The 24552-nt window shown below is 46.8% G+C and carries 24 protein-coding genes, 5 tRNA genes and 1 pseudogene; 18 read left to right on the top strand and 12 right to left on the bottom strand.

The window, feature by feature from the left end; all coding sequences use genetic code 11:
- Nucleotides 1-35: 35 nt before the first annotated feature.
- The 4 genes and pseudogenes from LG272_RS09600 to hemA form a co-directional block, all read right to left on the bottom strand.
- Nucleotides 36-539 (bottom strand): annotated as a pseudogene (locus LG272_RS09600) (response regulator); the annotation flags it as partial.
- Nucleotides 529-1389, bottom strand: a complete 861-nt coding sequence (prmC, locus tag LG272_RS09605; protein WP_404408221.1) for a peptide chain release factor N(5)-glutamine methyltransferase — start codon at nucleotides 1387-1389, stop codon at nucleotides 529-531. The pseudogene LG272_RS09600 and the gene prmC, both read right to left, overlap by 11 nt.
- A complete protein-coding gene (prfA, locus tag LG272_RS09610) occupies nucleotides 1386-2474 on the bottom strand; it encodes a peptide chain release factor 1 (RefSeq protein WP_404409983.1) in 1089 nt (362 codons plus the stop codon). The genes prmC and prfA overlap by 4 nt, the downstream gene beginning before the upstream one ends.
- Nucleotides 2475-2489: 15 nt before the next feature.
- Nucleotides 2490-3740: a glutamyl-tRNA reductase gene (hemA, locus tag LG272_RS09615; RefSeq protein ID WP_126759105.1), complete on the bottom strand. Its 1251-nt coding sequence runs from the start codon at nucleotides 3738-3740 to the stop codon at nucleotides 2490-2492.
- Nucleotides 3741-3840: 100 nt separating this feature from the next.
- Here hemA and lolB point away from each other — a divergent pair, with 100 nt between their 5' ends.
- From lolB to ychF, 6 genes are all read left to right on the top strand, one after another.
- Nucleotides 3841-4473, top strand: coding sequence for a lipoprotein insertase outer membrane protein LolB (gene lolB / locus LG272_RS09620; protein ID WP_404408223.1), 633 nt, complete (start codon nucleotides 3841-3843; stop codon nucleotides 4471-4473).
- A complete protein-coding gene (gene ispE, locus LG272_RS09625; RefSeq protein ID WP_404408225.1) occupies nucleotides 4461-5339 on the top strand; it encodes a 4-(cytidine 5'-diphospho)-2-C-methyl-D-erythritol kinase in 879 nt (292 codons plus the stop codon). Before lolB ends, ispE begins: the two co-directional genes overlap by 13 nt.
- A gap of 1 nt (nucleotide 5340) precedes the next feature.
- The gene (locus LG272_RS09630) at nucleotides 5341-6288 is read left to right on the top strand and encodes a ribose-phosphate pyrophosphokinase (RefSeq protein ID WP_126759108.1); all 948 of its coding nucleotides are present in this window, start codon (nucleotides 5341-5343) and stop codon (nucleotides 6286-6288) included.
- A 126-nt stretch (nucleotides 6289-6414) separates the two neighbouring features.
- Nucleotides 6415-7089: a 50S ribosomal protein L25/general stress protein Ctc gene (locus LG272_RS09635; RefSeq protein ID WP_126759109.1), complete on the top strand. Its 675-nt coding sequence runs from the start codon at nucleotides 6415-6417 to the stop codon at nucleotides 7087-7089.
- Between the two features lie 6 nt (nucleotides 7090-7095).
- A complete protein-coding gene (gene pth, locus LG272_RS09640) occupies nucleotides 7096-7689 on the top strand; it encodes an aminoacyl-tRNA hydrolase (RefSeq protein WP_126759110.1) in 594 nt (197 codons plus the stop codon).
- Nucleotides 7690-7691: 2 nt separating this feature from the next.
- The gene (ychF, locus tag LG272_RS09645; protein ID WP_126759111.1) at nucleotides 7692-8783 is read left to right on the top strand and encodes a redox-regulated ATPase YchF; all 1092 of its coding nucleotides are present in this window, start codon (nucleotides 7692-7694) and stop codon (nucleotides 8781-8783) included.
- 19 nt (nucleotides 8784-8802) lie between these two features.
- Here the strand turns inward: ychF and LG272_RS09650 are convergent, their stop codons facing one another.
- From LG272_RS09650 to LG272_RS09675, 6 genes are read right to left on the bottom strand one after another with little or no spacing between them, the layout of a single operon-like run.
- Nucleotides 8803-9702 carry a sulfurtransferase gene (locus tag LG272_RS09650; RefSeq protein WP_198678553.1) on the bottom strand — a complete coding sequence of 300 codons (900 nt, stop codon included), beginning with the start codon at nucleotides 9700-9702 and terminating at the stop codon, nucleotides 8803-8805.
- A 41-nt stretch (nucleotides 9703-9743) separates the two neighbouring features.
- Complete coding sequence (locus tag LG272_RS09655) at nucleotides 9744-11120, bottom strand: YfcC family protein (RefSeq protein WP_126759113.1); 1377 nt, start codon at nucleotides 11118-11120, stop codon at nucleotides 9744-9746.
- 27 nt (nucleotides 11121-11147) lie between these two features.
- Nucleotides 11148-11564 carry a group 1 truncated hemoglobin gene (locus LG272_RS09660; RefSeq protein ID WP_404408229.1) on the bottom strand — a complete coding sequence of 139 codons (417 nt, stop codon included), beginning with the start codon at nucleotides 11562-11564 and terminating at the stop codon, nucleotides 11148-11150.
- A 10-nt stretch (nucleotides 11565-11574) separates the two neighbouring features.
- Nucleotides 11575-12426 carry a DUF3034 family protein gene (locus tag LG272_RS09665; protein WP_404408231.1) on the bottom strand — a complete coding sequence of 284 codons (852 nt, stop codon included), beginning with the start codon at nucleotides 12424-12426 and terminating at the stop codon, nucleotides 11575-11577.
- Nucleotides 12419-14725, bottom strand: coding sequence for an EAL domain-containing protein (locus LG272_RS09670; protein WP_404408233.1), 2307 nt, complete (start codon nucleotides 14723-14725; stop codon nucleotides 12419-12421). The genes LG272_RS09665 and LG272_RS09670 overlap by 8 nt, the downstream gene beginning before the upstream one ends.
- Nucleotides 14726-15400 carry a hypothetical protein gene (locus LG272_RS09675; RefSeq protein WP_404408235.1) on the bottom strand — a complete coding sequence of 225 codons (675 nt, stop codon included), beginning with the start codon at nucleotides 15398-15400 and terminating at the stop codon, nucleotides 14726-14728.
- A gap of 119 nt (nucleotides 15401-15519) precedes the next feature.
- Between LG272_RS09675 and LG272_RS09680 the strand changes: the two genes are divergently transcribed.
- The 8 genes from LG272_RS09680 to LG272_RS09715 all read left to right on the top strand — a co-directional run bounded on the left by LG272_RS09680 (nucleotide 15520) and on the right by LG272_RS09715 (nucleotide 18970).
- The gene (locus LG272_RS09680; protein ID WP_404408237.1) at nucleotides 15520-16905 is read left to right on the top strand and encodes a class II fumarate hydratase; all 1386 of its coding nucleotides are present in this window, start codon (nucleotides 15520-15522) and stop codon (nucleotides 16903-16905) included.
- Nucleotides 16906-16914: 9 nt separating this feature from the next.
- A complete protein-coding gene (locus tag LG272_RS09685) occupies nucleotides 16915-17580 on the top strand; it encodes an SDR family oxidoreductase (RefSeq protein WP_404408239.1) in 666 nt (221 codons plus the stop codon).
- Nucleotides 17581-17614: 34 nt separating this feature from the next.
- Entirely contained in the window at nucleotides 17615-18331 is a 717-nt protein-coding gene (locus LG272_RS09690; RefSeq protein ID WP_404408241.1) for an SIMPL domain-containing protein, read from the top strand.
- Nucleotides 18332-18479: 148 nt separating this feature from the next.
- A tRNA-Met gene (locus LG272_RS09695) sits at nucleotides 18480-18556 on the top strand.
- Between the two features lie 16 nt (nucleotides 18557-18572).
- Nucleotides 18573-18657: transfer RNA gene (locus LG272_RS09700), tRNA-Leu, on the top strand.
- Between the two features lie 28 nt (nucleotides 18658-18685).
- Nucleotides 18686-18760, top strand: a tRNA-Gln gene (locus LG272_RS09705).
- 30 nt (nucleotides 18761-18790) lie between these two features.
- Nucleotides 18791-18865 (top strand) — tRNA-Gln (locus LG272_RS09710).
- Between the two features lie 18 nt (nucleotides 18866-18883).
- Nucleotides 18884-18970 (top strand) — tRNA-Leu (locus LG272_RS09715).
- 123 nt (nucleotides 18971-19093) lie between these two features.
- On the opposite strand, the gene LG272_RS09720 is transcribed toward LG272_RS09715, so the two are convergent.
- Both LG272_RS09720 and LG272_RS09725 read right to left on the bottom strand, forming a co-directional pair.
- Nucleotides 19094-20218, bottom strand: coding sequence for an FAD-dependent oxidoreductase (locus LG272_RS09720; protein ID WP_404408243.1), 1125 nt, complete (start codon nucleotides 20216-20218; stop codon nucleotides 19094-19096).
- A 13-nt stretch (nucleotides 20219-20231) separates the two neighbouring features.
- Nucleotides 20232-20585: a DMT family protein gene (locus LG272_RS09725; RefSeq protein ID WP_126759122.1), complete on the bottom strand. Its 354-nt coding sequence runs from the start codon at nucleotides 20583-20585 to the stop codon at nucleotides 20232-20234.
- 44 nt (nucleotides 20586-20629) lie between these two features.
- On the opposite strand from LG272_RS09725, the gene LG272_RS09730 reads away from it, so the two are divergent.
- The 4 genes from LG272_RS09730 (at nucleotide 20630) to ybeY (ending at nucleotide 24544) form a co-directional block, all read left to right on the top strand.
- Nucleotides 20630-21514, top strand: a complete 885-nt coding sequence (locus LG272_RS09730; RefSeq protein ID WP_404408246.1) for a DMT family transporter — start codon at nucleotides 20630-20632, stop codon at nucleotides 21512-21514.
- Nucleotides 21515-21617: 103 nt separating this feature from the next.
- Entirely contained in the window at nucleotides 21618-23060 is a 1443-nt protein-coding gene (miaB, locus tag LG272_RS09735; RefSeq protein ID WP_126759124.1) for a tRNA (N6-isopentenyl adenosine(37)-C2)-methylthiotransferase MiaB, read from the top strand.
- A 15-nt stretch (nucleotides 23061-23075) separates the two neighbouring features.
- Nucleotides 23076-24065: a PhoH family protein gene (locus LG272_RS09740; protein ID WP_126759125.1), complete on the top strand. Its 990-nt coding sequence runs from the start codon at nucleotides 23076-23078 to the stop codon at nucleotides 24063-24065.
- Nucleotides 24062-24544: an rRNA maturation RNase YbeY gene (gene ybeY, locus LG272_RS09745; RefSeq protein ID WP_126759126.1), complete on the top strand. Its 483-nt coding sequence runs from the start codon at nucleotides 24062-24064 to the stop codon at nucleotides 24542-24544. The genes LG272_RS09740 and ybeY overlap by 4 nt, the downstream gene beginning before the upstream one ends.
- Nucleotides 24545-24552 lie beyond the last annotated feature (8 nt).

Raw genomic sequence — 24552 nt, forward strand, 5'->3', positions numbered from 1 at the left:
TCTAACAACCAGTTTTGGTAAAAACTTAATTCATGTTCAACTCGCTCGAGTTGTTCTTTTACTCGAATAATGTCGCGGTAAGAACGCAGTGCCGACATCACACAGGTAAATAATTTCTGTGCTGTTAATTCGGTTTTCGCTTTGTAATCGTTGATATCGTAGTTAATCACAACCGAACGCTCTGGCGCCTGTCCCGGTTGACCTGTCCGCAATACAATACGACTGGTGCGATTACCTATCGTTTCGCGAATATACTTGGCAACCTGCAAACCAGCATCGTCGGTATCCATGACCACATCAAGCAACACAATGGCGATGTCATCATGGTCAGCAATCAACTGCTCCGCTTCATGACGCGAATAAGCACTTAAAAAATTTAAGCCTTTACCTTCAAAAACTAAATCCATAAGTGCCAAGCGAGTTACCGCATGTACTTCACGCTCATCATCAACAATTAATACCTTCCAACCCGCTTCCGTTGTGTTATCAGGCACTTCCTCTTGCTCATTCTCTTCAGCAAAGATGAAATCATTGGCCATTGGCATTACTCCATTGTCCGAGTGTCACGCGCTCAAGATTAGCATAATCACGAATAGTCGTAACTGCATTAAACCGTGCCCTTTGCATCAAATCACGAACCGCTTCCCCCTGCTTCCAGCCGTGTTCAATCAATAACCAACCTTGCAGTTCTAAATGATTCGTTGCCCCCGTAATAATTGTGTCGATATCCGACAAGCCCTCATTTGCTGCGACTAACGCGCTTTTGGGCTCAAATCTTACATCTCCTTGCTCGAGATGCGGGTCGCTCGCGTCAATATATGGCGGGTTCGAAACAATCAAATCAAACTTCTGTTGCGGTTCGATTGCCGCGAACCAATCACTTTGTTTAACGGTAAGATCGAGAGTTAAGTTGGCAGCATTCTGTTGCGCAAGTGCCACGGCCTCGGACATTTTATCCACGGCAGTAACTTGCCACGTAGGCCGGCTACTTTTTAATGCCAATGCGATAGCACCGGTTCCGGTGCCTAAATCAAGCACCTTAGATTCGACCGGTAACGCTAAGCTTAGCGCGTGCTCCACTAACACTTCGGTATCTGGGCGCGGTATCAACGTGCTGTTGTTGACTGTTAATGGCAGCGACCAGAACTCACGCTGCCCAACTAAATGAGCAACGGGAACGCCGTGTTCGCGCTGTTTTATGAGTTCGGCAAATTGTTCTTGTTGTGCGGCTTCCAATAAGCGATCGGGCCAAGTGATCAAATAGGTACGATCACGTTCAACGATGTGCGCCAACAACACTTCGGCGTCAAGCTTTGCACTCTCACTCTTGGTGAGTTGTTGTGTCGCCCATCGCAACGCTTCAGCAATCGTCATGGGTGTCGTGATCATTGACTCTCAGCAAGCGCTGCGAGCTGATCGGCCTGATGCTCTTGCACAATGGCATCTAATATAAGATCTAATGCCCCTTCAAGAACTTCATCCAAACGATACAAGGTTAAATTGATACGGTGATCGCTGACCCGCCCTTGCGGATAATTGTAGGTACGAATACGCTCTGAGCGATCGCCGCTACCAACTAAACTACGACGCGTTGATTGCTCTTCTTGACGCCGCTTTTCATCCTCCGCTTGTTGCAATCGTGCTTGCAACACCGACATCGCTTTGGCTCGGTTTTTGTGCTGCGAACGCTCGTCTTGGCACTCCACCACGAAACCAGTTGGAATGTGCGTGATACGAATCGCCGAGTCGGTTCGGTTAACGTGCTGACCACCCGCCCCTGAAGCTCGGAAAGTGTCGACGCGCAAGTCAGCTGGATTAATTTCGATGGCTTCGGCCTCAGGTACTTCCGGTAACACAGCAACTGTACAGGCCGAAGTGTGCACACGACCTTGAGATTCCGTCTCTGGTACTCGTTGCACACGGTGACCACCCGATTCAAATTTAAAGCGACCATACGCCCCATCACCAGACACGTGCGCAATTACTTCTTTGTAGCCACCATGCTCACCTTCGTTACAGCTAACCATACTGACACGCCAACCATGTTGCTCAGCATAGCGGCTGTACATACGGAATAAATCGCCCGCAAAAATGGCAGCTTCATCGCCACCAGCACCTGCACGAATTTCGAGATAACACGGACGATCGTCATTCGGATCTTTTGGTAGCAGTAAAATTTGCAGTTCCTGCTCAAGCTCTTCTTGCTTGGCCTTCGCTTCATCTAATTCAGCTTTTGCCATTTCGCGCATTTCAGCGTCGTCTTCTTGCATCATTTCTTGCGCTGCAGCCTCATCAGCTTGCGCTTGCTGGTAACTGGTAAAACATTTCACCAATTCTTCCAACTGAGAATATTCACGCGACAAGCCGCGAAACTTATCTTGGTCCGCAATAATGCCTGGGTCACTTAATAAGTGTTGTACTTCTTCATAGCGTTCAAGCAATGCTTCTAGTTTTCGAATAATCGAAGGATTCATCATGCGGTGAGGACCTTACTCGTCATCTGCTATCAATTTTTGAAATACCGCTAAGGTCTCGAAGTCACCCGCGGCGCCAGCTTCACGCATCATTCGCGTTGGCTGATGGAGAAATTGTTTGGTTAAACGCTGGGCGAACTCACCCAACACATCGTCGGCACTTTTGCCTGCAGCTAACTGATTGCGAGCGCGTAGCAATTGTTCTTCAGCCATCTGCTCAGTACGCTGGCGAAAATCACGAATCACGTCGACATGATCAAGCTGGCGTATCCAAGCGGTAAAGGCCTCGGAATGCTCAGCAATAATAATTTTCGCCTCAGCGGCGGCTTCTTCGCGGTTACGAAGGTTTTCCGTAATAATGCCTTGTAAGTCATCAACCGTGTACAAGAAAGCATCATCTAACGCATTGACTTGTTCTTCAATATCTCGCGGCACGGCTAAATCAATGAACAAAATCGGTTGGCGCTTCCGCGTTTTCAGCGCTTGTTCAACCAAACCTTTACCGATAATCGGCAACGGACTCGCAGTCGAACTAATCACAATGTCAGCCTGTGGGAGCAATTCCGGTAGCTCGCCAAGCGTATGCGCTTGACCTTGGAAACGTTCGGCAACCGCGCTTGCGCGGCCCAACGTTCGGTTTGCCACCATCAATTGTTTCACACCATGTTCAGTTAAGTGCTGCGCAACGAGCTCTGCGGTATCACCAGCGCCAACAAGCAACACCCGAGATTCAGGTAACTCAGCGAAAATTTGGCGCGCCAAGTTTACTGCGGCAAACGCGACGGAAACCGCATTTTCGCCAACTTTGGTTTCACTACGGACAGTTTTTGCTACCCGAAATGTGCTTTGGAATAGTCGCTCAAGTACCGTGCCTACACTCGCCTGGTTTCGCGCGAACTGATAGGCTTGCTTCACTTGGCCAAGAATTTGCGGTTCGCCTAAAACCAACGAGTCGAGACCGCTCGCTACCGCCATTAAGTGTTCAATGGCAGCCCCATCTTCATAGGTATAACAATGTTCACGCAGTTGCTCCAACGGAATGCGATGATAGCCTGCAAGCCAACCAATCAACATATCTGCGGATGTCGCACCATGACAATACAATTCAGTACGATTGCAAGTAGATAAGATAACGGCTTCAGCAACGCCAGTTTGCTCACGCAAAGCTGGCAACGCTTGATGTAGCTGCTCTGGCGAGAAGGCGACTTGCTCCCGTAACGACACGGAAGCGGTTTTGTGGTTAACACCTAGCGCGAAAATGGTCATAATAGCAAAAAATTGCGAGCCTCTAACTACTGCGAAACGCTGGCAATTGTACGTGAAAGCCCGCATGATGAAAAGCGCACGAACAGGGATAGCAAAACCAATGAAACGTCTCCTTTTAGTAGTACTCACAAGTGCTTGGTTAACTGCCTGTAGCAGCGTCCCCGAGCCCCCCAGTACGAGTGATGTTGATGCCAAGGCCGTAACAGCGCAGCAACAGCAGCTCAAACAACTGGATAGCTGGCGTTTGCGTGGCCAAATGGCGTTATTCGATTTACGCGAAGATGATCGCCACGGGCTTTATGTCGATTGGTCCTCAAGTGCTGATCAATTAATGATGCGCTTTTCACATCCGCTTCGCGGCACCCTTGCGAAACTAGAGCAGTCAAATGGACAAGCCGTTTTAATCGACGAAGATGGCAAAGAATATCGTGCCACAACCGCGCAAGAATTACTGTGGCAATATTTTCGATTGGATTTACCGATGAATCAGATTAGCGCAATTGTCATCGGTCAGGAACTACCAGACATGGTCGAGAAACAGTATCAGTTACAGCAATATCGAAAGCGGCCCTATGCCTTGTTGTCAAATTTTGTCATGTTGGCTGCTGACCAAGTTTGGCGTGCACAACTCGGCGAATATGAACTGATAAATGGCACGTTTTTACCCCATAGTATTAACTTAACAACCGACGCATGGCGGTTAAAACTGCAGGTTTCGCAATGGCGCTTTTAACTTTACCCGCGGTCGCCAAATTAAATCTATTTTTGCATATCGTCGGCCAGCGTGCTGATGGCTATCATAACCTTCAAACCTTATTTCAGTTTGTCAATTTCGGTGACGAATTATCATTTCAATTGCGTGATAGCTCTGAGATCACGATAAGCTGCTCTGAGCCATCGTTAGAAACCGATGATAATCTGGTACTTAAGGCGGCTAAGTTATTAGCAGAAGCCGCTCCACAATCGCTACCCGGTATTCATATCCATATTGAAAAAAAGCTGCCCTTTGGTGGTGGTTTAGGCGGTGGTTCATCTGATGCAGCAACAACATTGCTTGCGCTACGGCATCTTTGGCAGTTGCCACTAAACGATGATGAACTCGCCGCTATGGGTCTACAGCTCGGTGCTGATGTGCCTGTATTTGTGCGCGGACAAGCCGCATTTGCGGAGGGCGTTGGCGAGTATTTACAACCTGCACAACCGCCCTGTCCTTGGTATTTAGTCATTCATCCAGGTGTTCAAATTAGTACACCAAGTATTTTTAAACACCCTGACCTTCCGCGTCAGCATCCACCGCTAAAATGGCCACAATGGAGCTGGGAAAACACCAACAATGACTGTGAAGTGCTGGTCCGTCGACTCTATCCAGAAGTTGCCAAGGCCCTCGACTGGTTGGTAGAATACGCGCCGTCTCGATTGACTGGCACGGGTGCATGCATCTTCGGTCGATTTGATAACGAGACAGATGCCCGTGCTGCACTGCAAAGGATGCCTGCACAATGGACAGGGTTTGTCGCGCGAGGTCTCAATGAAAACCCGGTCTGCCAGCAACTGCGGCAGGCTTCAACTGTGAACCTAACCAACAAGACTGAGGTTTAGTGTGCCTGACATGAAGCTCTTTGCTGGCAATGCGACGCCAGAACTCGCCCAAAAAATTGCCGACCGCCTGTATATCAAACTTGGTGATGCTGAAGTTGGCCGTTTTAGTGACGGTGAAATCAGTGTCATGATCAATGAAAATGTTCGTGGTTCTGATGTTTTCATCATTCAATCAACTTGTGCACCGACTAACGACAACCTCATGGAGCTTATCGTGATGGTTGATGCACTGCGACGCGCTTCTGCAGGTCGTATTACTGCGGTAATGCCATATTTCGGTTATGCGCGCCAAGACCGTCGAGTACGCTCGGCACGCGTTCCAATTACCGCCAAAGTTGTCGCTGACTTCTTATCAAGTGTTGGCGTTGACCGAGTGTTAACGGTTGATTTGCACGCAGAACAAATTCAAGGCTTCTTCGACGTACCAGTAGATAACGTCTTCGGCAGCCCAGTATTGATGGAGCATTTACGCCAGCAAGAATTCCACAATCCAGTTGTTGTTTCACCTGATATTGGTGGTGTGGTTCGCGCTCGCGCAATTGCAAAACTACTCAACGACATCGATCTTGCCATTATCGATAAACGCCGCCCGCGTGCGAACGAGTCACAAGTGATGCACATCATTGGTGATATTCAAGACCGCGACTGCATTATTGTTGATGATATGATCGATACCGGTGGTACTTTGTGTAAAGCCGCTGAAGCATTGAAGAAAAACGGTGCACGCCGTGTATTTGCTTATGCAACCCACCCAGTTTTCTCCGGCAATGCATTTGCAAATATTCGTGACTCACACATCGACCGTGTTGTTGTTACCGATAGCATTCCATTAAGTGCTGAAATGAAGGCCTTAGACAAGGTACATCAATTAACCTTAAGCGGAATGTTGTCTGAAGCGCTACGCCGCGTCAGCAACGAAGAATCAATCTCAGCAATGTTCGAGTATTGATTGAAGTTTGAGGGCGTCAGTGGTACTATTTCGCGCCCTCAAATAAGCAAAACAGATTTTTGAGGAACACGTCGGGTATTTGGTCGCGAATATCCGGCTTATTTTTATTTAACGGAGACACTCCACATGTCAACTATCGATTTTACTATTCAAGCAGAACTCCGTACGGATACAGGGAAAGGTGCGAGCCGCCGCCTGCGTCGTGCGGAAAAAGTGCCTGCAATTTTGTACGGTGCCGATAAAGAAGCCGTTTCAATCACGTTGGATCACAACAAAGTGAACAACATGGCTGACCATGAAGCTTTCTACTCGCACATTTTGACTTTGGTTATCGACGGCAAGAAGCATGAAGCAATCTTGAAAGACGTTCAACGTCACCCGTACAAGCCAAAATTAACTCATTTGGATTTCCAACGTGTTGTTAAAGGTCAAAAACTTCATACTCACGTTCCTGTTCACTTCATCAATGAAGCAACTGCAGTTGGCGTGAAACAAGAAGGCGGCGTTGTGGTTCACCACATTGCAGACTTAGAAGTTTCTTGCTTACCAAAAGATCTGCCTGAGTACGTTGAAGTAGATATCGCGAACTTGAAACTGGGCGAAACCTTGCACTTAACTGACTTGAACATGCCTAAAGGCGTCGAGTTAGTTGAATTGACGAAAGGTGCAGACCACGACCAAGCAGTTGTTTCAATTACTGCGCCGCGTATCGAAAAAGAAGTGGAAGAAACTGCAGAAGAAGTATCTGCTGAAGTTCCTACCGCTAAAGAAGCGAAAGAAGAAGACAAAGACGCTGAATAAGGTCTCATGTCGACCATTCGCTTACTCGTGGGCCTGGGTAATCCAGGCCCCGAATACTCCCAAACACGTCACAATGCAGGCTTCTGGTTAGTCGAGCAATATGCTCGTATGCACGGCCAAACACTTCAGCCTGAAACCAAATTCTTCGGTCATACCGCACGTATTCAGAAAGGCGCCATGGATTTACGTCTATTGCTGCCAATGCAATTTATGAATCGAAGCGGCAATGCCGTGGCGACCCTCGCGAACTTCTATAAAATTGAGCCGCACGAAATTTTAGTTGCGTATGATGAGCTCGATCTGCCACCGGGTGTGGCAAAGTTTAAAACTGGCGGTGGTACAGGCGGTCACAATGGCATTAAAGACATTGTCGCACGATTGGGAACACCTGATTTTCATCGCTTACGTATCGGTATCGGTCATCCTGGTGATAAAAGCAAAGTCACCGGTTGGGTGCTCGGAAAAGCACCTCAAGCTGAGCAACAATTGATGGACGATACCATTACGGAAGCATGCCGCAGCATTGATATATTAATGCAGCAAGATCTGCGTGCGGCAACACAGCATTTACATAGTTTCAAAGCACAGAGAGAGAAATAAGCATGGGATTCAAGTGTGGTATCGTCGGCTTGCCGAACGTAGGTAAATCAACGCTGTTTAACGCGCTGACCAAAGCAGGTATTGAAGCTGCAAACTTCCCTTTCTGTACCATTGAGCCAAATACTGGTGTGGTCGCGGTACCTGATCCACGTCTCGACGAGCTCGCTAAAATTGTGAACCCACAACGTGTGGTGCCAACGACCATGGAATTTGTGGATATTGCCGGCTTGGTAAAAGGTGCTTCAAAAGGTGAAGGTTTAGGTAACCAGTTTTTAGCGAACATTCGTGAAACAGACGCGATTGGTCATGTGGTTCGTTGTTTCGAGAACGATAACATTGTTCACGTAGCCGGAAAGGTTGATCCAGCTGAAGACATCGAGGTCATTAACACCGAGCTTGCGCTGGCTGACTTAGATAGTGTCGAGAAAGCGATTCATCGTCAGGGCAAAAAAGCCAAAGGTGGTGATAAACAAGCGGCCGCTGAAATTGCTGTTTTGCAAAAGCTATTACCTGCTCTCGAGAACGGTGAAATGGCACGTTCGGTAGCGTTATCGGACGACGAAAAAGCGACAATTCGAAGCTACAATTTGCTCACCATGAAGCCAACCATGTATATCGCCAACGTGAATGACGATGGCTTTGAGAACAATCCATACCTCGACAAAGTGCGTGAAATAGCCAGCAAAGAAAATGCGATTGTTGTTCCTGTATGTGCCGAAATCGAATCGGAAATTGCCGAGCTTGATGATGAAGAAAAAACCGAGTTTATGGCTGATTTGGGCTTAACCGAACCAGGCTTGAACCGTGTTATTCGTGGCGGCTATCAGCTATTGAATCTGCAAACCTATTTCACTGCTGGTGTCAAAGAAGTTCGCGCTTGGACTATTCCGGTAGGCGCAACGGCGCCACAAGCAGCTGGGAAAATTCATACTGACTTTGAGAAAGGTTTTATCCGTGCCGTGGTTGTTGGTTATGATGACTATATTGAGTACAAAGGTGAACAAGGCGCCAAAGAAGCTGGAAAGCGTCGTGAAGAAGGTAAAGATTATATCGTGAAAGATGGCGACGTGATCTTGTTCCGGTTTAACGTATAAAAGCGTTATTGGTTACTCGTTATTCGTTATTCGAAGAAGAGATTGGTTCGATGGGGAGTTGTGGATTGGCGCCCCATTCGGACCATGACCCATCATAGAGTTGCACTTCAGTAAAACCGGCGATTCTTGCCGCAACTAATAAAATACATGCCGTGATACCTGAACCACAGGTCAATATTAAATGGGGTGATTTTGGTCCCACCAACGAGATAAACATTTCTTCGAGTTCATCTGGTTTTCTATAGCGGTTATCATCGAGTACTTCGAGAAATGGTAAATTAAAAGAGCTGCGAATATGGCCGCTACGCATTCCTTCGCGCGGCTCTGGCTTGGTGCCCAGAAAGCGCTCTGGCGAACGTGCATCAATAATACTACTTGAGCCGCTTTGGGTTGCTTTAAGTACTTCTTTTGACGAAACTAGCCAGTTCTTATTGAATTTAGCGACGAAGTTACCCCGCGCAGTCCGTGGCAGTGCATACTCCGTTCCAGCAGGATAATTATCAGCCAACCATTGCGGCAAACCACCATCTAGAATACAAACGTTCTCGAATCCCATGGCTTTTAGTATGACCCATGCTCGTGGCGACGAGTAAATACCTTGGTTGTCATACAATACCACCGTATCCGTTTTATTAACCCCCAGATCTTGCAGGGCTAATGTCACTTGCTCGGCAGTAGGAAATGTATTGGGTAATGCCGCGGAGGTGTCGGTTAATCGTTGCTCTAAATCCAAATAGATTGAATTAGGAATAACCGTTAATTCGTTGTATTCCAGTGGGGTGCGCCCAACAACTTTAGTCATGCTCGCATCCAACACATGAACATGGCTTTTCTTACAATTCGCCGCCAGCCATCGTGTCGATACAAGACATGGCGGCACAGCTTCCTGTACCGCTGAGGCATCCTCAACTTTAGTCATTGTAGACGCACTATCCATATCGCAATTTAATCCGTTTTTAGTTATTGATAACCTATCGCTACAGCAACAACCATCGCTATTGCACAGGCGAATAGCAGCTTCAACATAAGCGGTGCGATGAATTTAAACCAACGCTCATAAGGTACACCGGCCAAACCTAGAATACCCATTAATACTGGATTAGTTGGCACAATCATATTCATCAAGCCATCCCCCATTTGGAATGCAAGCACTGCAATTTGTCGACCAATGCCAGCAGTATCAGCTATTGGTACCATAATTGGCATAGTCACAAAGGCTTGACCGCTTCCTGAAGGAATAAACAGATTCAAGATGCTTTGAATAATCAGCATACTGACTGCGCCAAAATGTGCCCCAAACGCTTCCACTGGCATCGCTAGATAATAAATAACCGTGTCGAGAACCTGACCTTGTTCCATAATCATAGCAATCGAACGAGCAAAGCCAATCAGTAGCGCCGTAGCGGTTAATTCAGCCGCACCTTCAATGAACTTGTTAGCTGCATCACTGGCACTCATTTTAGCAATCAGAGCGGCAAATAACCCGAAACCTAAAAATAACGCACTAAGTTCAACCAAATACCAACCATGAACTTTAATACCCCAAATTAGTACGCCCAATACAGCAACAAAGCCTAGTAGAATAATTTTGTGACGTCCATCAAGTGCCGGATAGTCTTCTTGTTCAGTGGTCTTAGCTGGAGTGATATCAGCCAATAATGACGCTGAAGGATCTGCGGCAACGCGTTTGGCATAACCATACACATGATGAAAACCAATACCGAATAACACTGGCCACAAAACTAACCGGTACCATAAACCTGAAGCGGGTGGTACTTCAGCGACCGCTTGGGCAATGAGTAAGGTAAACGGATTAAACAGGGATAAACCGTAGCCAATTCCGTATCCTACAATCAAAATACCCATGGCAGTAATGCCATCAAGCTTCAAGGCTCGACATAGCGCCACTAACATAGCAACGAAAATCAAATACTCTTCAGCAACACCGATTAATGCCGAGAAAATACCGAATGTCAGCATACCGCCGAGAATTAATAATCCTGTTTTATCAGCAAACTTCTTTAGCAATAAGCCAATCAGCGCATCTAACATACCGGTAGCACGTAAAATACCCATGACGCCGCCAATCAATAGAACAAAGAAGATAACGGCTTGAGCATCGCCTAAGGCTTGCGGAATGACCGTAAACAGAGTTAACGGACTCAGCAGTGGTTGTTCTTCAAGAACGCTATAGGTGCCAGGTTGGACAACGGTTTGCCCAATATCATTAACGGTACGCTGAAATTCGCCAGCTGGAATTATCCAAGTCAGAATCAATGCTGCAATCATCATATACAGCATCAGCACCAAGGTGTGCGGTATTTTAATTTTTATCATGGCGGGGAAAACCTGCTCTCTCTTTTGTTATTGGTAAATCACTTCCTTATGGAATGAAGCGAGTATAGCAAGTAATCGGTTTTGTGTACTAACTGCCAGTTGCTGCTGATCCATGGCTGTCATCAAGTTCTCGACCACCGCATTAAATTCAGCCCGCGAAATATTCATTCCGGTATGAACCGTTACCATAGATTCCCCCGAATACCTACAGGGTCCCCCGGAAAGCTCACAAATATGTTCAGACAGCATGCGGTGAAAGCGATCGATATCGACATTTTCAAAATGATGAATAACCCGGTCATCTTCGGCAATTTCAAGGATAAAGGCCTCCATCAGCTGGCTGATCCCTTGTTCTTGACCAAGTTCGTCGTACAGCGTCCGTTCCATGGCAACAACTGGAACCGCTAACAACAGCCATATCGCTACTAAAAATATTCGAGCCATCGTCGCCCCCTTAAAATGTGACCTGTAGCGAACCATAAATGCCATCTTGGCCATCGGCACCGGCGATTGATTCTAGCTGTGTGTAGGCAAGCGCAAACGCAATGCGCTTATGCGGAAACCAACCAATAAAAATATCGTACCAATCATGTTCTTCTGCGAACCCTAGATTATTTGGTTTTTGCCGATACTCAACGCCAACGGCCCAGTTTCGATTAATAAACATGCCGACAGCAATTTCACCTTGCAGCTCATAACTGTTGTTGGCATCACCACCAAATCCAAGTAGGCCCATTTCGTTTGCTTTAGTCGCACGTAACGTTACGTTCGCCAACCAAGTGCGATGCCATATTCCATCCAACCAAACTTTGGCGCCACTGAAATAGATATCCGTACCTGTATCATCTTTTGCGCCAACCGCTTGTGGTAAGTCAAACGATTGATTTCGCTTATGCTGGAGGCCAACAGTAAATTGCGGCATTGCACCATACAAAACATCACCACCGAGGCGATATTTGATGCCATAGATATCCTGTTTCAGACTGCCCCCAAGACTTAATAAATCAAACTGCTGCTTGGCGATACTAAATTCCCAACGGTTATCAACAGAAATCGTTGCGGCTTTTACTGCTAACTTGTAGTCATCAAGGTTCACTTGATTATAGGCGATTGTTCCGCCCCACTGCCCTTCTTCGGCATAGCTCGAAAGCGTTGCCCAAGGCACTAGACCACCACCGCCACTCCCTTCAACAGTGGTTAATCCGCCAGTTGCAATAATTCGGCCAAAATCAGCCATCGCATGATGACTAACGAACAACGTGGCAACGGCTAAAGCCGGCGCAGCAACCCGAGTTAATTTACGCATGGTTAATCTCTCTTTGGTAACGATGCAACCACTGTTCGAACTGCGCCGCCGCAAGCGGTCGACTGAAGTAAAAACCCTGCACTGTGTCGCATCCTAATTGCTTTAATACCTGCCAAGCCGAATCTTCTTCAATACCTTCAGCAACCGTTGTCAATTCGAGTTCGTGCGCCAGTAAAATCGTTGAGCGCACAATGGTTTGGTCGGCAGTTGACGATGCAATGTTCTGAATGAACGAACGATCCAGTTTTAATTCATCAGCTGGTAGCCGCTTGAGTTGCGCCAACGAAGCGTATCCTGTGCCATAATCGTCAATTGCAATTTTAAATCCAGCCTGACGCAACTCTCCTAACCGCAAAATAGCTTGCTCTGGGTCAACTATCACCGCACTCTCGGTAACCTCCAAAGTAATCGATGCTGCCGACAAACCGCGCTGCTTAGCCGCGTCCGTGACAAAGGCAACTAATTCATGCCATTGCAGATCAAGTGCTGATAAGTTAATCGCTAAACTCAGTTGCAGCCCCTGTTCATGCCACAGCTGCAATTGATCTAAAGCAGCGCCGCAAACCCAGCGCGTTAAACGTTGAATTTCGCCGGTCTGTTCTGCCAACGGAATAAATTCATCAGGCCGTACAACGCCGAGTTGTTCATCGCGCCATCTTAGTAACGCTTCGACGCCCAGAACCTGCCCGTTTTGACAGGAAAGTTTTGGTTGAAAATGTAATTGAAGACGCTGTTCGCGAACCGCACTCGGTAACGCTTGAACAATTTGCAAACGCCGTAGATATTGTTCATCCATTCCCTGACTGTAGACTACCGCAAAAACGTTTTCTCGTTTTGCCTGACGCGCACAAAGCTGCGCGCGACGTAGTAAACTATCAGCATCATCTGCAGCATGAGGATAGGCCAAGTACCCCGCATGGAAATCGAGCAAATAGCTGGTTTCTTCATACCACCAAGGCGAACTCAACTCAGACTTTAACACGGTAATAAGTGAGTTTACTTGTGGCTCGCTTTGCTGCCTACCAACCAAAACAAACTCATCGCCGCCAAGGTGACCAACTATCCAATTCGCCGTCACAGCATCACGAAGACGATGTGCAATCATACGTAAAAGTTCATCACCCACTTGCTGCCCAAAGCGATCATTAACCTCGCCGAATCGGGCAACATTCAACAAGACAACATAACCACTTTCTGACGATTCAATCGCACGTTTCAGTGATGCTCGGATAGAAACCCGATTTGGCAAACCTGTTAGTAAATCATGCTCCAGTTGAAACATAATTTGTTGTTCGCGCTCAGCGATTCCTTGACGCATGCCCTCAAAAGCATCACTTAACGCGCCAAATTCGTCAGCGCGCTGTATGGTCACGGCTTCGCGGTAGTCACCTGCGCCAAGTTTTTTTGCTGCATCAGTTAGTGTGGTTATCGGTTGGCTTATTTTTCGCGCCGTCACTGTCGCCAGCAGTCCAGCAAATATTAATGTTGCCACAGCAATACCAATATATTGACGTTGCAAGGTTAAAAACTCTTGTGTCGCCTCGAGCTTGTCGGTACTGAAAACAATCATCAAGTTTGATTCAGTATTGAGCGCGGCACTATCGCCGTTAAATAGCGATACATGGGCTGCGACATTATTGGCAGCTAAAGCTTGTTGTAAATTATTTGAGTTTGTCGCCATCATTTGCCGCTGCTCGGTCGCTAAACTCGTCGCGTAGACAACGCCCGTAGTCAGATTTAAAAATGTAATATCAGCATGAGTTAATTGCCGCATCAGAACAGCAAAGTCGTCATCCACGGCAAACCCCAGCGTTGCCCATGCAATTAAATTTGGCGCCCGGACAGGCACGGTAACGATTTGAAAAATTTCTTCGTTAACAGTAACGAATTGAGCTTTAACTGGCGCGTCTGTTAACAGTGACAGCGATGGTAGTAATTGTGGGGAGTGTGTTGCGGCGATTTCTTCACCTTTGGGCGATTGCACAACGATCAGATCCGTGCCGATGCGTTGACCATGATTTACCAGCGCTGAAATAATGGTATCTTCATCGCTGCTTGCAATGGCCTCGCGAAACCCAAAATCAGTCGTTAATACCTCGGCCGCTTGCTGTAACTGCTGAGCTCGAACATCAACGAGCTCGGCAAAAACCCGTTCGCTGACTTCGAGTTCACGCTCTAACGTTCGCTCAGATTGTTGCGATGTAGCTAACCAAATCGCAATAAGCGCAAACAATAAAACCGCACTCGCAAGCGCGGTAAATACCAGTAAGAGTCGAGAGCGAAAACTTTTTATTTTCATTTAGTTATTATTTTTCCGACGATTAAATCGCTGCTGCAGTGCCGACACTGGCGGCGGATTTTGTTGTTGCGCTTGTATTGGCAACTTTACTGTCAATTGCGTTTGTCCCTCAACTAACGGCACGACCATCTCGTCAGTCACCGTATCGGTGAGCGATGGATACCAAATATGCACGTTACTTGCGCCAGCGGGCAACATCACCTGCCCGGCATCGTCTGTTTGTCGAGACAATTCATGAGGGCTCACATAAATATAAGCCTGCATGTGGTCGTGAATATTGCAACCAAGCACAACAATGCCTGATTGTTCGAATCGAATTTCAGGCGCTTCTCGGTTGCTATATAACGGCAGCTCGAACGGTTTTACTTCTGAAAATGAATACACTTGATGGCGAATATTATCGCTATTTGGGAACTTAACTTGAGAGTTTTCTCGAACCACTAACACGTAGGGCACAAACAAGCGATCAACCTGATCCATAATCGCTACTGTTGATGTTTGGTTGGCACTTTCAACTCCGTTGATGCTAACCACAGCAAGCGCCAGTGGTTGCTGATTACGATCTAACACCGTGACCGTCAACGTATCATTTGCCATGGTCTCCTGCGCAGAAACGGGCGAACAACTGTGCGTGAACCATACTGTGATTAACAAAACGATTTGAAACTTGGTCATTGTGACCCCATGCTTTAGGGATAAGGTTACTATTAAGTACTAAAATTAATCGATTGAGATCAGCTTAACTGATCGGCTTCAACAAATGCACTACATTTGTTAACCCACAGGGGTAAAACATGCAACAAAGTAACAATCAACACACAGATACGCGAATTGAAAGCGATAGCATGGGCCAAGTTAGAGTCCCCAAAGACGCACTGTGGCGAGCCCAAACCGAACGTGCGAGACAGAATTTCCAGTTAAGCAATCTGCAATTCCCCATTGCGTTTATTCATACTCTCGCCCATATAAAAGCCGCGGCTGCTGACGCAAACTTTGCAGCCAAAGTGATTTCAGAGCAGCAAGCCAACGCAATTCATAAGGCCGTTGAGGCCATAATATCGGGGCAAGCCGACAATGCCTTTCCGCTTGATATATTTCAGACTGGCTCGGGTACCAGCACCAACATGAATATAAATGAGGTAATAGCCTCACTTGCTGAAAAACTCTGCGATGAACAAATTCACCCGAACGATCATGTCAATGCCAGCCAAAGCAGCAACGACGTTATTCCAACTGCAATATTAGTCAGCAGTGTACTTAGTCTGCGACAACGCTTGCTACCCGCACTGGCACATTTAAAGCAAACCATAGAAAGTAAGGCGAAAACACTCACTGAGACCATTAAGACCGGTCGCACTCATTTGATGGACGCGATGCCTTTAAGCATGGCGCAAGAGTTACGCGCTTGGAGCACGCAACTTGAACATGTTGAAAGCGGTTTAAATCAAGCAGTATCGCTTGCCAGCAACTTGCCTCAAGGTGGCACTGCGATTGGCTCAGGAATCAATGCACCTGAACATTTTGGCGAACGGTTTTGCCGTTTCTTGAGTCAGCGCACCGCAACCGAATTCCGAGCAAGCAGCAACCCATTTGCGGGCATTGCCGGACAGGAAGTCAACCTAATGCTAAGCGGCCAACTCAACGCACTAAGTGCTGTATTGATGAAAATAAGTAATGATTTGCGATGGATGAATAGCGGACCATTGGCGGGGCTCGGTGAAATTAGTTTAAAAGCTTTACAACCTGGTAGTAGCATCATGCCTGGCAAAGTAAATCCTGTTATTCCCGAAGCTGTAGCGATGGTTTGCGCGCAGGTTGCTGGTAACCATCACACCGTTTCGATTGCCGCTCAGCAAGGTAATTTTCAATTGAACGTGATGCTACCAGTGATTGCCTTTAACCAATTGCAAAGCATCGAATTACTTAGCAACGCAGCACATGCACTTGCCGACAGCGCTATTGCTGAATTTACGGTGAATCACAACCGTTTAAATGAAGCCTTGGCAAAAAATCCGATACTCGTAACCGCTTTGAATAGAGAAATTGGCTACAACAAAGCGGCTGAAATTGCCAAACAAGCCTATCAGCAACAGCGCCCTATTCTCGAAGTGGCTCTTGAAATGACTGATATCCCAAAAGAAAAACTCGAGCAGTTGCTGAATCCTAAAAACTTAATTTAAGGAGTAACAATGACACAGCATATTGTAATTACTGGCGCCAACCGAGGCATCGGCTTAGCTTTAGCAACACAATTTAAGCAACGCGGCAACAAAGTAACCGCTGTCTGCCGTAAAGCTTCTGGCGAACTCAAAGCACTCGGCGTTTCAATTATTGAGAATATCGATGTGACTAACCCAGAAAGTATTATCGAGCTGAGTCAACAGTTTAAGGGACAACCCATCGATACGTTAGTGAATAATGCAGGCCTGCTTGAACGCGAACAACTTGGCAGTCTCTCAACATCAACCATCGAAGCTCAATTCAAAGTGAATGCCATGGGGCCTCTGTTAGTGACTGATGCACTGCGAAACAACCTTCACAAAGGCAGCAAAGTCATCATGATCACAAGTCGCATGGGATCAATGGCCGACAATGGTTCTGGCGCTTATTATGGTTATCGTATGAGCAAAGCTGCCTTGAATGCAGCAGGCGTGTCACTAGCAAACGACTTGAAAGAAGATGGTATCGCTGTCGCTATGCTACATCCGGGCTTCGTACAAACCGAGATGGTCAACAATGCGGGCGATATAAGTGCTGATACGGCAGCTGAACGATTAATTCAACGTATCGATGAACTATCCATTGAAACCACAGGTCAATTTAGGCATAGCAACGGTGATTCACTGCCGTGGTAACCACACCATCCCCTAATCTGACTAGGATAAAGCGATGACAACTTCTCGTTCCAGCAATGCCGTTATATTTACCATCGGTGCAATTATCAGTGCCGGTCTGCTCAGCTATGGACTGAGTAATAGTGTGCAAAACTTCCGGAGTTTCGATCGCGTGGTTGAAGTGAAAGGATTAGCTGAGCGAGAAGTTAAAGCCGATACCGCTATATGGCCATTGAAAGTGGTTCGTGCTGGCAACACTCAAAACACGATATATGAAGAACTTGATAAAGATATCCAAGCCATTCGCGCTTTTCTCTTAGTTAATGGTTTCGATGAAACAGAGTTGTCAGTGTCTGCACCGAATGTACTCGATAAACTTGCCGAGCGTTGGGCTACTGAAGACGTCGGTTTGCGCTATACCGGCGAACAGACACTGACGGTATATACTGAAAAAGTCGATCGGGTTCGTGAATTGCGTCAGCAATTATCGGAGCTTGGTAAACAGGGAGTTAGCTTAAGCGGAAATAATTATGAAAGCGCCGTCGAATATCATTTCAACGGGTTAAATGCTATTAAACCAAGTATGATTGAAGAATCCGCACGCAATGCACGAGAGGTTGCATTACGCTTCGCTGAACATTCTGAAAGTCAGTTAGGCAAAATTCGCAGTGCCAATCAGGGACAATTCAGTATTTATGATCGAGACTCAAATACGCCGCACCTAAAAATAGTGCGTGTTGTATCCACTGTTTCGTATCAACTGGTCGATTAGTCGCCGAATAAATAAGCAAACTATCCGTTTTTTAAGCAATCGCGCAGAAATCATGGATTTTTTGAGAAAAAGAGGTTGACGCTTTCGCCCCTGATTTGCATAATACGCGCCGCACTCAACGAGTGCAGTTTGATAAAAATTTGATGTTGGCTACGTAGCTCAGCTGGTTAGAGCACAGCACTCATAATGCTGGGGTCGCAAGTTCGAATCTCGCCGTAGCCACCAATCAAATTCCCTTTGGGCGGACGTGGTGGAATTGGTAGACACGCTGGATTTAGGTTCCAGTGCCTCACGGCGTGAGAGTTCAAGTCTCTCCGTCCGCACCAACTCAAACTGTCAGGCGGTATATTCAGTTGGGGTATAGCCAAGCGGTAAGGCAGCGGGTTTTGATCCCGCCATTCCCAGGTTCAAATCCTGGTACCCCAGCCATCGCCACTCTCTTCTTGATGCACCCAGTGTTGGGGTATAGCCAAGCGGTAAGGCAGCGGGTTTTGATCCCGCCATTCTCAGGTTCAAATCCTGATACCCCAGCCACTTTTTCCCCTGTGTATTGCGGGGGTGGCGGAATTGGTAGACGCGCTAGCTTCAGGTGCTAGTGAGCTAACGCTCGTGGGGGTTCAAGTCCCCCCCTCCGCACCACCTCGGTGGTGAACCGCAATGAACAGCAAGAACGCTATTAGATATTAGCTATTCGATATTAGCTAAAATTCAATAGCTTTTTTTGTTTCCCTAATATCTAATATCTAATATCGCTTTTGCTCTTCAAAAGCCGATGGCTTTGCGTACTAGCGCGTGTTTAAGCGGTGCGACTTTCCCGACCAACGCCAAACCAAACGCAACCAAACCTCGCGGCAACAAATGTTGTGAACGAAAACCTACGTGAATCGCATCCATCGCTCGCATCATCTGTTGATTCTCTTGCATACGCACCCGCTCATAATTAACTAATGCCTGCGAAATCGGCTGTTTAACGAGTTGCCGTGTCAGTTCCTGAACATCAGCAAAGCCTAAGTTCACACCCTGCCCTGCTAGCGGATGAATGCTATGCGCCGCATCACCGATCAAGGCAACCGAATCATGACTGATATAGCGCAAGGCACGCTGTCGACGTAATGGAAAACTCGCGAATTTCGTGACGGTATGTTGACCAATATGTGGCTCAAAAACTTCGTTCAAACTTTGCTTTACCGCATCGCTATTCCCGCTAAACTCTTGCCACTGCGACTCTGAACGGTAGTCGATTAAACACGCTTGATGAGTACTCAACGGTAATAGTGCAAACGGTCCCTCACTACGGAATATTTCCCATGTGGCTGCCGGTATGGGCTGCTCAACCTCTGCAATCGCCAACAGACAGCGCATGTCGTAATCCCAACCACGTTGACCGATGTGGGCGGCCAATGCCACTTGCGATTGTGCGCCGTCGGCTCCCAACAACAAATCATATGAGAGTTTTTCGCCGTTGCTTAATGTCACACTGCGATCAGCTAGGTCAAAAGTTTCGACGCGTGTTTCGCTGTATACCCTAATATTGTGCTCCGAAAATTGCTCCCACAACGCCTCTTGCAACGCATTATTTTCAACCATGGCGCCAAGTGCTATCGCATCAGCGTCTAGATTTGAGAACTGCAAGCGTTGCCCATCCACTGTTTGCACCGCCAAATCGGTATACATCAATTTCCGCTCAGCACGAATATTTGACCACGTACCCAATTCATGAAGCCACTCGACATTACGCAGGTGAATGGATGAGATACGCAGATCCCAGTCACCACCACTCGATACGGCCTTGCCCGCTTCTATGACAGTTACTTCATACCCCTGTTTCGCTAAGGAAACAGCAGCACCAGCGCCCACCATACCACCGCCGACAATGACCACTTTCATAAAAAATCCCTATTTAACCGGTTAACTTACTGCGCATAATAAAAAATACCGCACCACAAATACACAGCCCAGCCCATAAATAATCCCACGTTAACTTTTCTTTCATGTAAAACAAGGCAAATGGCACAAATACTGAAAGCGTGATCACTTCTTGTAGTATTTTTAATTGACCAAGATTCATGACTTCATAACCAATCCGATTAGCTGGCACTTGCAGTAAATATTCAACCAAGGCAATACCCCAACTCGCAAAAGCAGCCATAATCCACGGTTTATCAGCCATGTTTTTTAAATGTGCATACCACGCAAAAGTCATAAAAACATTGCTCAACGTAAGTAAAGTGATCGTGATAAGATAACGGTTCATTATTCTTCTCTCTGGGTGCGGTTCAGACACCGCGTAAGGACTCTATGGACACCCCACAACGAACGGTGATCATTGCTTCTGCGTTAGTGCTTGGCGCCGAACTTTGTTTTGCAGGTGTCAGTGCATTGGTGAAATATTTGAGCACTGATTTACCCTCTGAACAATTAGTGTTTTTCAGAAATTTAATGGCGTTTGTCGTATTGTTACCATGGTTATGGCGCAAAGGTCCAAGCGCATTTAAAACCAAAGCCTGGCGTTTTCATTTAACTCGCGGTTTAGCTGGTCTTGCGGCAATGTATTTATTCTTTTACGCCATTGCAAACTTACCGCTCGCGCAAGCAACTCTAGTTTTATTATTGTCGCCATTTATTATCCCAATTATCGGCCGAGTTTGGTTAAACGAGCGCGTGATCACGCAAACTTGGATTGCTATTGGTATTGGTTTTATCGGCGTATTTATTTTTTTGAATCCCGCTCAAGCTCAGTTATCTCCCATTATTGGCGTCGCTTTCATCGCAGCGTGTTTAGCCGCATTTACCAAAACATTGATCCGGCAGATGTCAGCAACAGAGTCATCGAGTAAAATTGTCTTTTATTTCTCAACGCTAGCGACTGTGATTTCAGCAATTCCACTCATTTGGCGGGGCGAATCTATTGCCAGTGAACATTGGTTAGGTATTACCGCCATGGGTGGTCTGGCAGTCGCCGGTCAGCTTGGCATGACGAAGGCTTTTGCCTTAGCACCGGCCGCGCGCGTTGGTGTATTCACGTACAGCTCCGTGATATTTGCGGCGCTCATGGGTTACTGGTTCTGGGATGAACCCATTACCATGAGTATGATTTTAGGCGCCTCGATTATTACGGTTGCTGGATATTTAGCAATTCGTACACGTCGTAAGGCAGAAACTGGTCACAAAGTTGGCAGTTAGGCTTGGTTCAAGCTAAAATAGCTACCCTTTTAAGATGTGGTGTCCGTTTGTGGTCGTATCAATTCGATAAGCGACGCAACGAAGTAGATGAGCGCAGAGGTTTATGAGTAAGAAGTTATATATTAAAACGTGGGGTTGTCAGATGAACGAGTATGATTCAGCGAAAATGGCTGATCTACTTAAAGCAACTCACGGTTATGATGTCGCTGCAGAGCCAGAAGAGGCTGACTTGATCCTGCTCAATACCTGCTCAATTCGCGAAAAAGCGCAAGAGAAGGTGTTCCATCAGTTGGGACGCTGGAAAACCCTGAAGGATAAAAATCCTGACCTCGTCATAGGTGTTGGTGGCTGTGTGGCATCGCAAGAAGGTGACCATATTCGTCAACGAGCGCCCTACGTTGATATCGTCTTTGGTCCGCAAACTCTGCATCGCTTACCTGAAATGGTCAAACAAGTGCAAACCAACCACACACCAATGGTTGATATTTCTTTCCCTGAAATTGAAAAGTTTGACCGCTTACCAGAGCCAAAAGCGGATGGTCCGACGGCGTTCGTGTCAATTATGGAAGGTTGTAGCAAATACTGTACCTTCTGTGTTGTGCCCTACACTCGCGGTGAAGAAGTAAGTCGTCCAGTTGACGACGTATTATTTGAAATCGCACAATTGGCTGAGCAAGGCGTTCGTGAAGTGAACCTACTTGGACAAAACGTGAATGCGTTCCGTGGTGAGCATCATGACGGAACGGTTTGCCGTTTCGCCGAGCTATTGCACCTTGTGGCAGCTATTGATGGCATCGATCGTATTCGTTACACCACATCTCATCCGGTCGAGTTTACTGACGATATCATTGAAGCTTACGCAACCATTCCAGAACTGGTAAGCCATTTACACTTACCCGTACAAAGTGGCTCTGATCGTATTCTGACATTAATGAAGCGCGGTCACACGGCGCTCGAATATAAATCTCAGATCCGTAAGCTGAAAAAAATTCGCCCAGACATCGCCATGAGTTCCGACTTTATTATTGGATTCCCCGGTGAAACTGATGCTGATTTCGAAGCCACAATGGATTTAATCCAAGCCATTGATTATGACATGAGCTTCAGCTTCATCTACAGTGCGCGCCCTGGTACACCTGCAGCTGATTTACCAGATGACGTTAGCGAAGACACCAAGAAACAGCGCCTACAATTGTTACAACAACGCTTGAACCAACAAGCGCATGCGCACGCCCGTCGAATGCTGGGTACTGAACAGCGTATTTTGGTGACTGGACCATCGAAAAAAGACCCAATGGAGTTGAGTGGCCGCACCGAAAACAACCGCGTTGTGAACTTTATCGGTACGCCAGATATGATTGGTAAATTTGTTGATGTGAAAATCACTGATGTATTTGTAAACTCGCTGCGTGGTGACGTCTTGCGCGTTGAGTCCGATATGGGCTTACGAGTCGATACATCGCCGCAAGCTATACTCGCACGTCAGACAAAAACTCAGCCTGATGAATTGGGTGTCGCCACCTTTGTGCCGCCACAAGCCAATTAAATTAACGAGGTAACCTTGAGTCAAACTGTTAGTACGTTAGACATTGATTTAGAACCAGCCGACAATCGCCGTATTGCTGATCTTTGCGGCGCTTTAGATGAAAATTTAAAGCATATTGAACGTCGCCTAGGCATTGAAATTAGTTATCGCCACAACGAATTTCGTTTGATTGGACCGAATCATACGGTGCAAGCAGGCGCTAAAATTCTGCGCGACCTTTATGTCGAAACAGCGACGGTTAAAGGCGAGGAAGGCAAAGTAACACCCCAGATGGTACATCTAGCAGTACAACAAGCCAAAGTGCTCGAGCAATCGCCTGATAACGACCCCGCGGCAGAGAAAATGACCCACATTAAAACCAAACGTGGGTTAATTAAGCCGCGCAATCATAATCAGGCTGAGTATGTACGCGCTATTTTGACTCATGATGTGAACTTTGGCGTGGGTCCTGCCGGTACCGGTAAAACTTATTTGGCCGTCGCCTGTGCCGTTGATGCTTTGGAACGTCAAGAAATCCGTCGCATTCTATTAACGCGTCCAGCAGTTGAAGCGGGCGAGAAGCTTGGTTTCCTACCAGGCGATCTAGCACAAAAAGTTGACCCCTATTTACGCCCGTTATATGACGCGTTGTTTGAAATGCTTGGCTTTGAAAAAGTCGAAAAACTGATTGAACGAAACGTCATTGAAGTTGCGCCGCTTGCCTACATGCGCGGCCGCACTCTGAACGACGCGTTTATTATTCTTGATGAAAGCCAAAATACCACGTGTGAACAAATGAAAATGTTCCTCACCCGTATTGGCTTTAATTCATGTGCCGTTATTACCGGTGATATCACCCAAGTAGACTTACCACGCGGCCAAAAATCAGGGTTACGTCACGTCATCGAGGTATTAAAAGACGTCGATGATGTTAGTTTCACCTTCTTCCAAGCTTCTGATGTTGTGCGCCATCCAGTGGTGCAACGTATTGTGCAGGCCTATGAGGCGTTTGACGAAAACTCATGAACCACGTAACTATCGACGTGCAAATTGCCTGCGATGCAGCCGAATTGCCGTCAGAAGCTTCTTTTGAGGCATGGGTTGAAGCGGTGTTGCATCATCTAAACAGCACCACAGAAACCGAACTGACCTTACGCATTGTTGATCCGGAAGAGGGTCTTGCGCTAAATCAACAGTACCGAAACAAAACCTACGCAACCAACGTGTTATCGTTTCCGTTCGAATCGCCGATTCCGTTGCCTATCAACTTATTGGGCGACTTAGTGATTTGCGCCGAAGTGGTTGCCAAGGAAGCGAGAGAACAAAATAAGCCGTTAATCGCACATTGGGCGCATATGGTTGTACACGGAACCTTGCATTTGCTAGGTTATGACCATATTGAAGACGACGAAGCCGAGCATATGGAACAGCTCGAAAGAGACATTTTAGCAGCACTAGGGTATGCTGACCCTTACGCTGATGACCACGCTGACGACCAGCATTAAATGGAGCA

This window comes from Pseudidiomarina marina, assembly GCF_044807045.1.
Classification (GTDB): domain Bacteria; phylum Pseudomonadota; class Gammaproteobacteria; order Enterobacterales; family Alteromonadaceae; genus Pseudidiomarina; species Pseudidiomarina marina.

What these genes read in the sequence shown, in the direction of transcription:
- prmC (WP_404408221.1), bottom strand. Translation starts at nt 1,389, where the DNA reads ATGATCACGACACCCATGACGATTGCTGAAGCGTTGCGATGGGCGACA.
- prfA (WP_404409983.1), bottom strand. Translation starts at nt 2,474, where the DNA reads ATGAATCCTTCGATTATTCGAAAACTAGAAGCATTGCTTGAACGCTAT.
- hemA (WP_126759105.1), bottom strand. Translation starts at nt 3,740, where the DNA reads ATGACCATTTTCGCGCTAGGTGTTAACCACAAAACCGCTTCCGTGTCG.
- lolB (WP_404408223.1), top strand. Translation starts at nt 3,841, where the DNA reads ATGAAACGTCTCCTTTTAGTAGTACTCACAAGTGCTTGGTTAACTGCC.
- ispE (WP_404408225.1), top strand. Translation starts at nt 4,461, where the DNA reads ATGGCGCTTTTAACTTTACCCGCGGTCGCCAAATTAAATCTATTTTTG.
- LG272_RS09635 (WP_126759109.1), top strand. Translation starts at nt 6,415, where the DNA reads ATGTCAACTATCGATTTTACTATTCAAGCAGAACTCCGTACGGATACA.
- pth (WP_126759110.1), top strand. Translation starts at nt 7,096, where the DNA reads ATGTCGACCATTCGCTTACTCGTGGGCCTGGGTAATCCAGGCCCCGAA.
- ychF (WP_126759111.1), top strand. Translation starts at nt 7,692, where the DNA reads ATGGGATTCAAGTGTGGTATCGTCGGCTTGCCGAACGTAGGTAAATCA.
- LG272_RS09650 (WP_198678553.1), bottom strand. Translation starts at nt 9,702, where the DNA reads ATGACTAAAGTTGAGGATGCCTCAGCGGTACAGGAAGCTGTGCCGCCA.
- LG272_RS09655 (WP_126759113.1), bottom strand. Translation starts at nt 11,120, where the DNA reads ATGATAAAAATTAAAATACCGCACACCTTGGTGCTGATGCTGTATATG.
- LG272_RS09660 (WP_404408229.1), bottom strand. Translation starts at nt 11,564, where the DNA reads ATGGCTCGAATATTTTTAGTAGCGATATGGCTGTTGTTAGCGGTTCCA.
- LG272_RS09665 (WP_404408231.1), bottom strand. Translation starts at nt 12,426, where the DNA reads ATGCGTAAATTAACTCGGGTTGCTGCGCCGGCTTTAGCCGTTGCCACG.
- LG272_RS09670 (WP_404408233.1), bottom strand. Translation starts at nt 14,725, where the DNA reads ATGAAAATAAAAAGTTTTCGCTCTCGACTCTTACTGGTATTTACCGCG.
- LG272_RS09675 (WP_404408235.1), bottom strand. Translation starts at nt 15,400, where the DNA reads ATGACCAAGTTTCAAATCGTTTTGTTAATCACAGTATGGTTCACGCAC.
- LG272_RS09680 (WP_404408237.1), top strand. Translation starts at nt 15,520, where the DNA reads ATGCAACAAAGTAACAATCAACACACAGATACGCGAATTGAAAGCGAT.
- LG272_RS09685 (WP_404408239.1), top strand. Translation starts at nt 16,915, where the DNA reads ATGACACAGCATATTGTAATTACTGGCGCCAACCGAGGCATCGGCTTA.
- LG272_RS09690 (WP_404408241.1), top strand. Translation starts at nt 17,615, where the DNA reads ATGACAACTTCTCGTTCCAGCAATGCCGTTATATTTACCATCGGTGCA.
- LG272_RS09720 (WP_404408243.1), bottom strand. Translation starts at nt 20,218, where the DNA reads ATGAAAGTGGTCATTGTCGGCGGTGGTATGGTGGGCGCTGGTGCTGCT.
- LG272_RS09725 (WP_126759122.1), bottom strand. Translation starts at nt 20,585, where the DNA reads ATGAACCGTTATCTTATCACGATCACTTTACTTACGTTGAGCAATGTT.
- LG272_RS09730 (WP_404408246.1), top strand. Translation starts at nt 20,630, where the DNA reads ATGGACACCCCACAACGAACGGTGATCATTGCTTCTGCGTTAGTGCTT.
- miaB (WP_126759124.1), top strand. Translation starts at nt 21,618, where the DNA reads ATGAGTAAGAAGTTATATATTAAAACGTGGGGTTGTCAGATGAACGAG.
- ybeY (WP_126759126.1), top strand. Translation starts at nt 24,062, where the DNA reads ATGAACCACGTAACTATCGACGTGCAAATTGCCTGCGATGCAGCCGAA.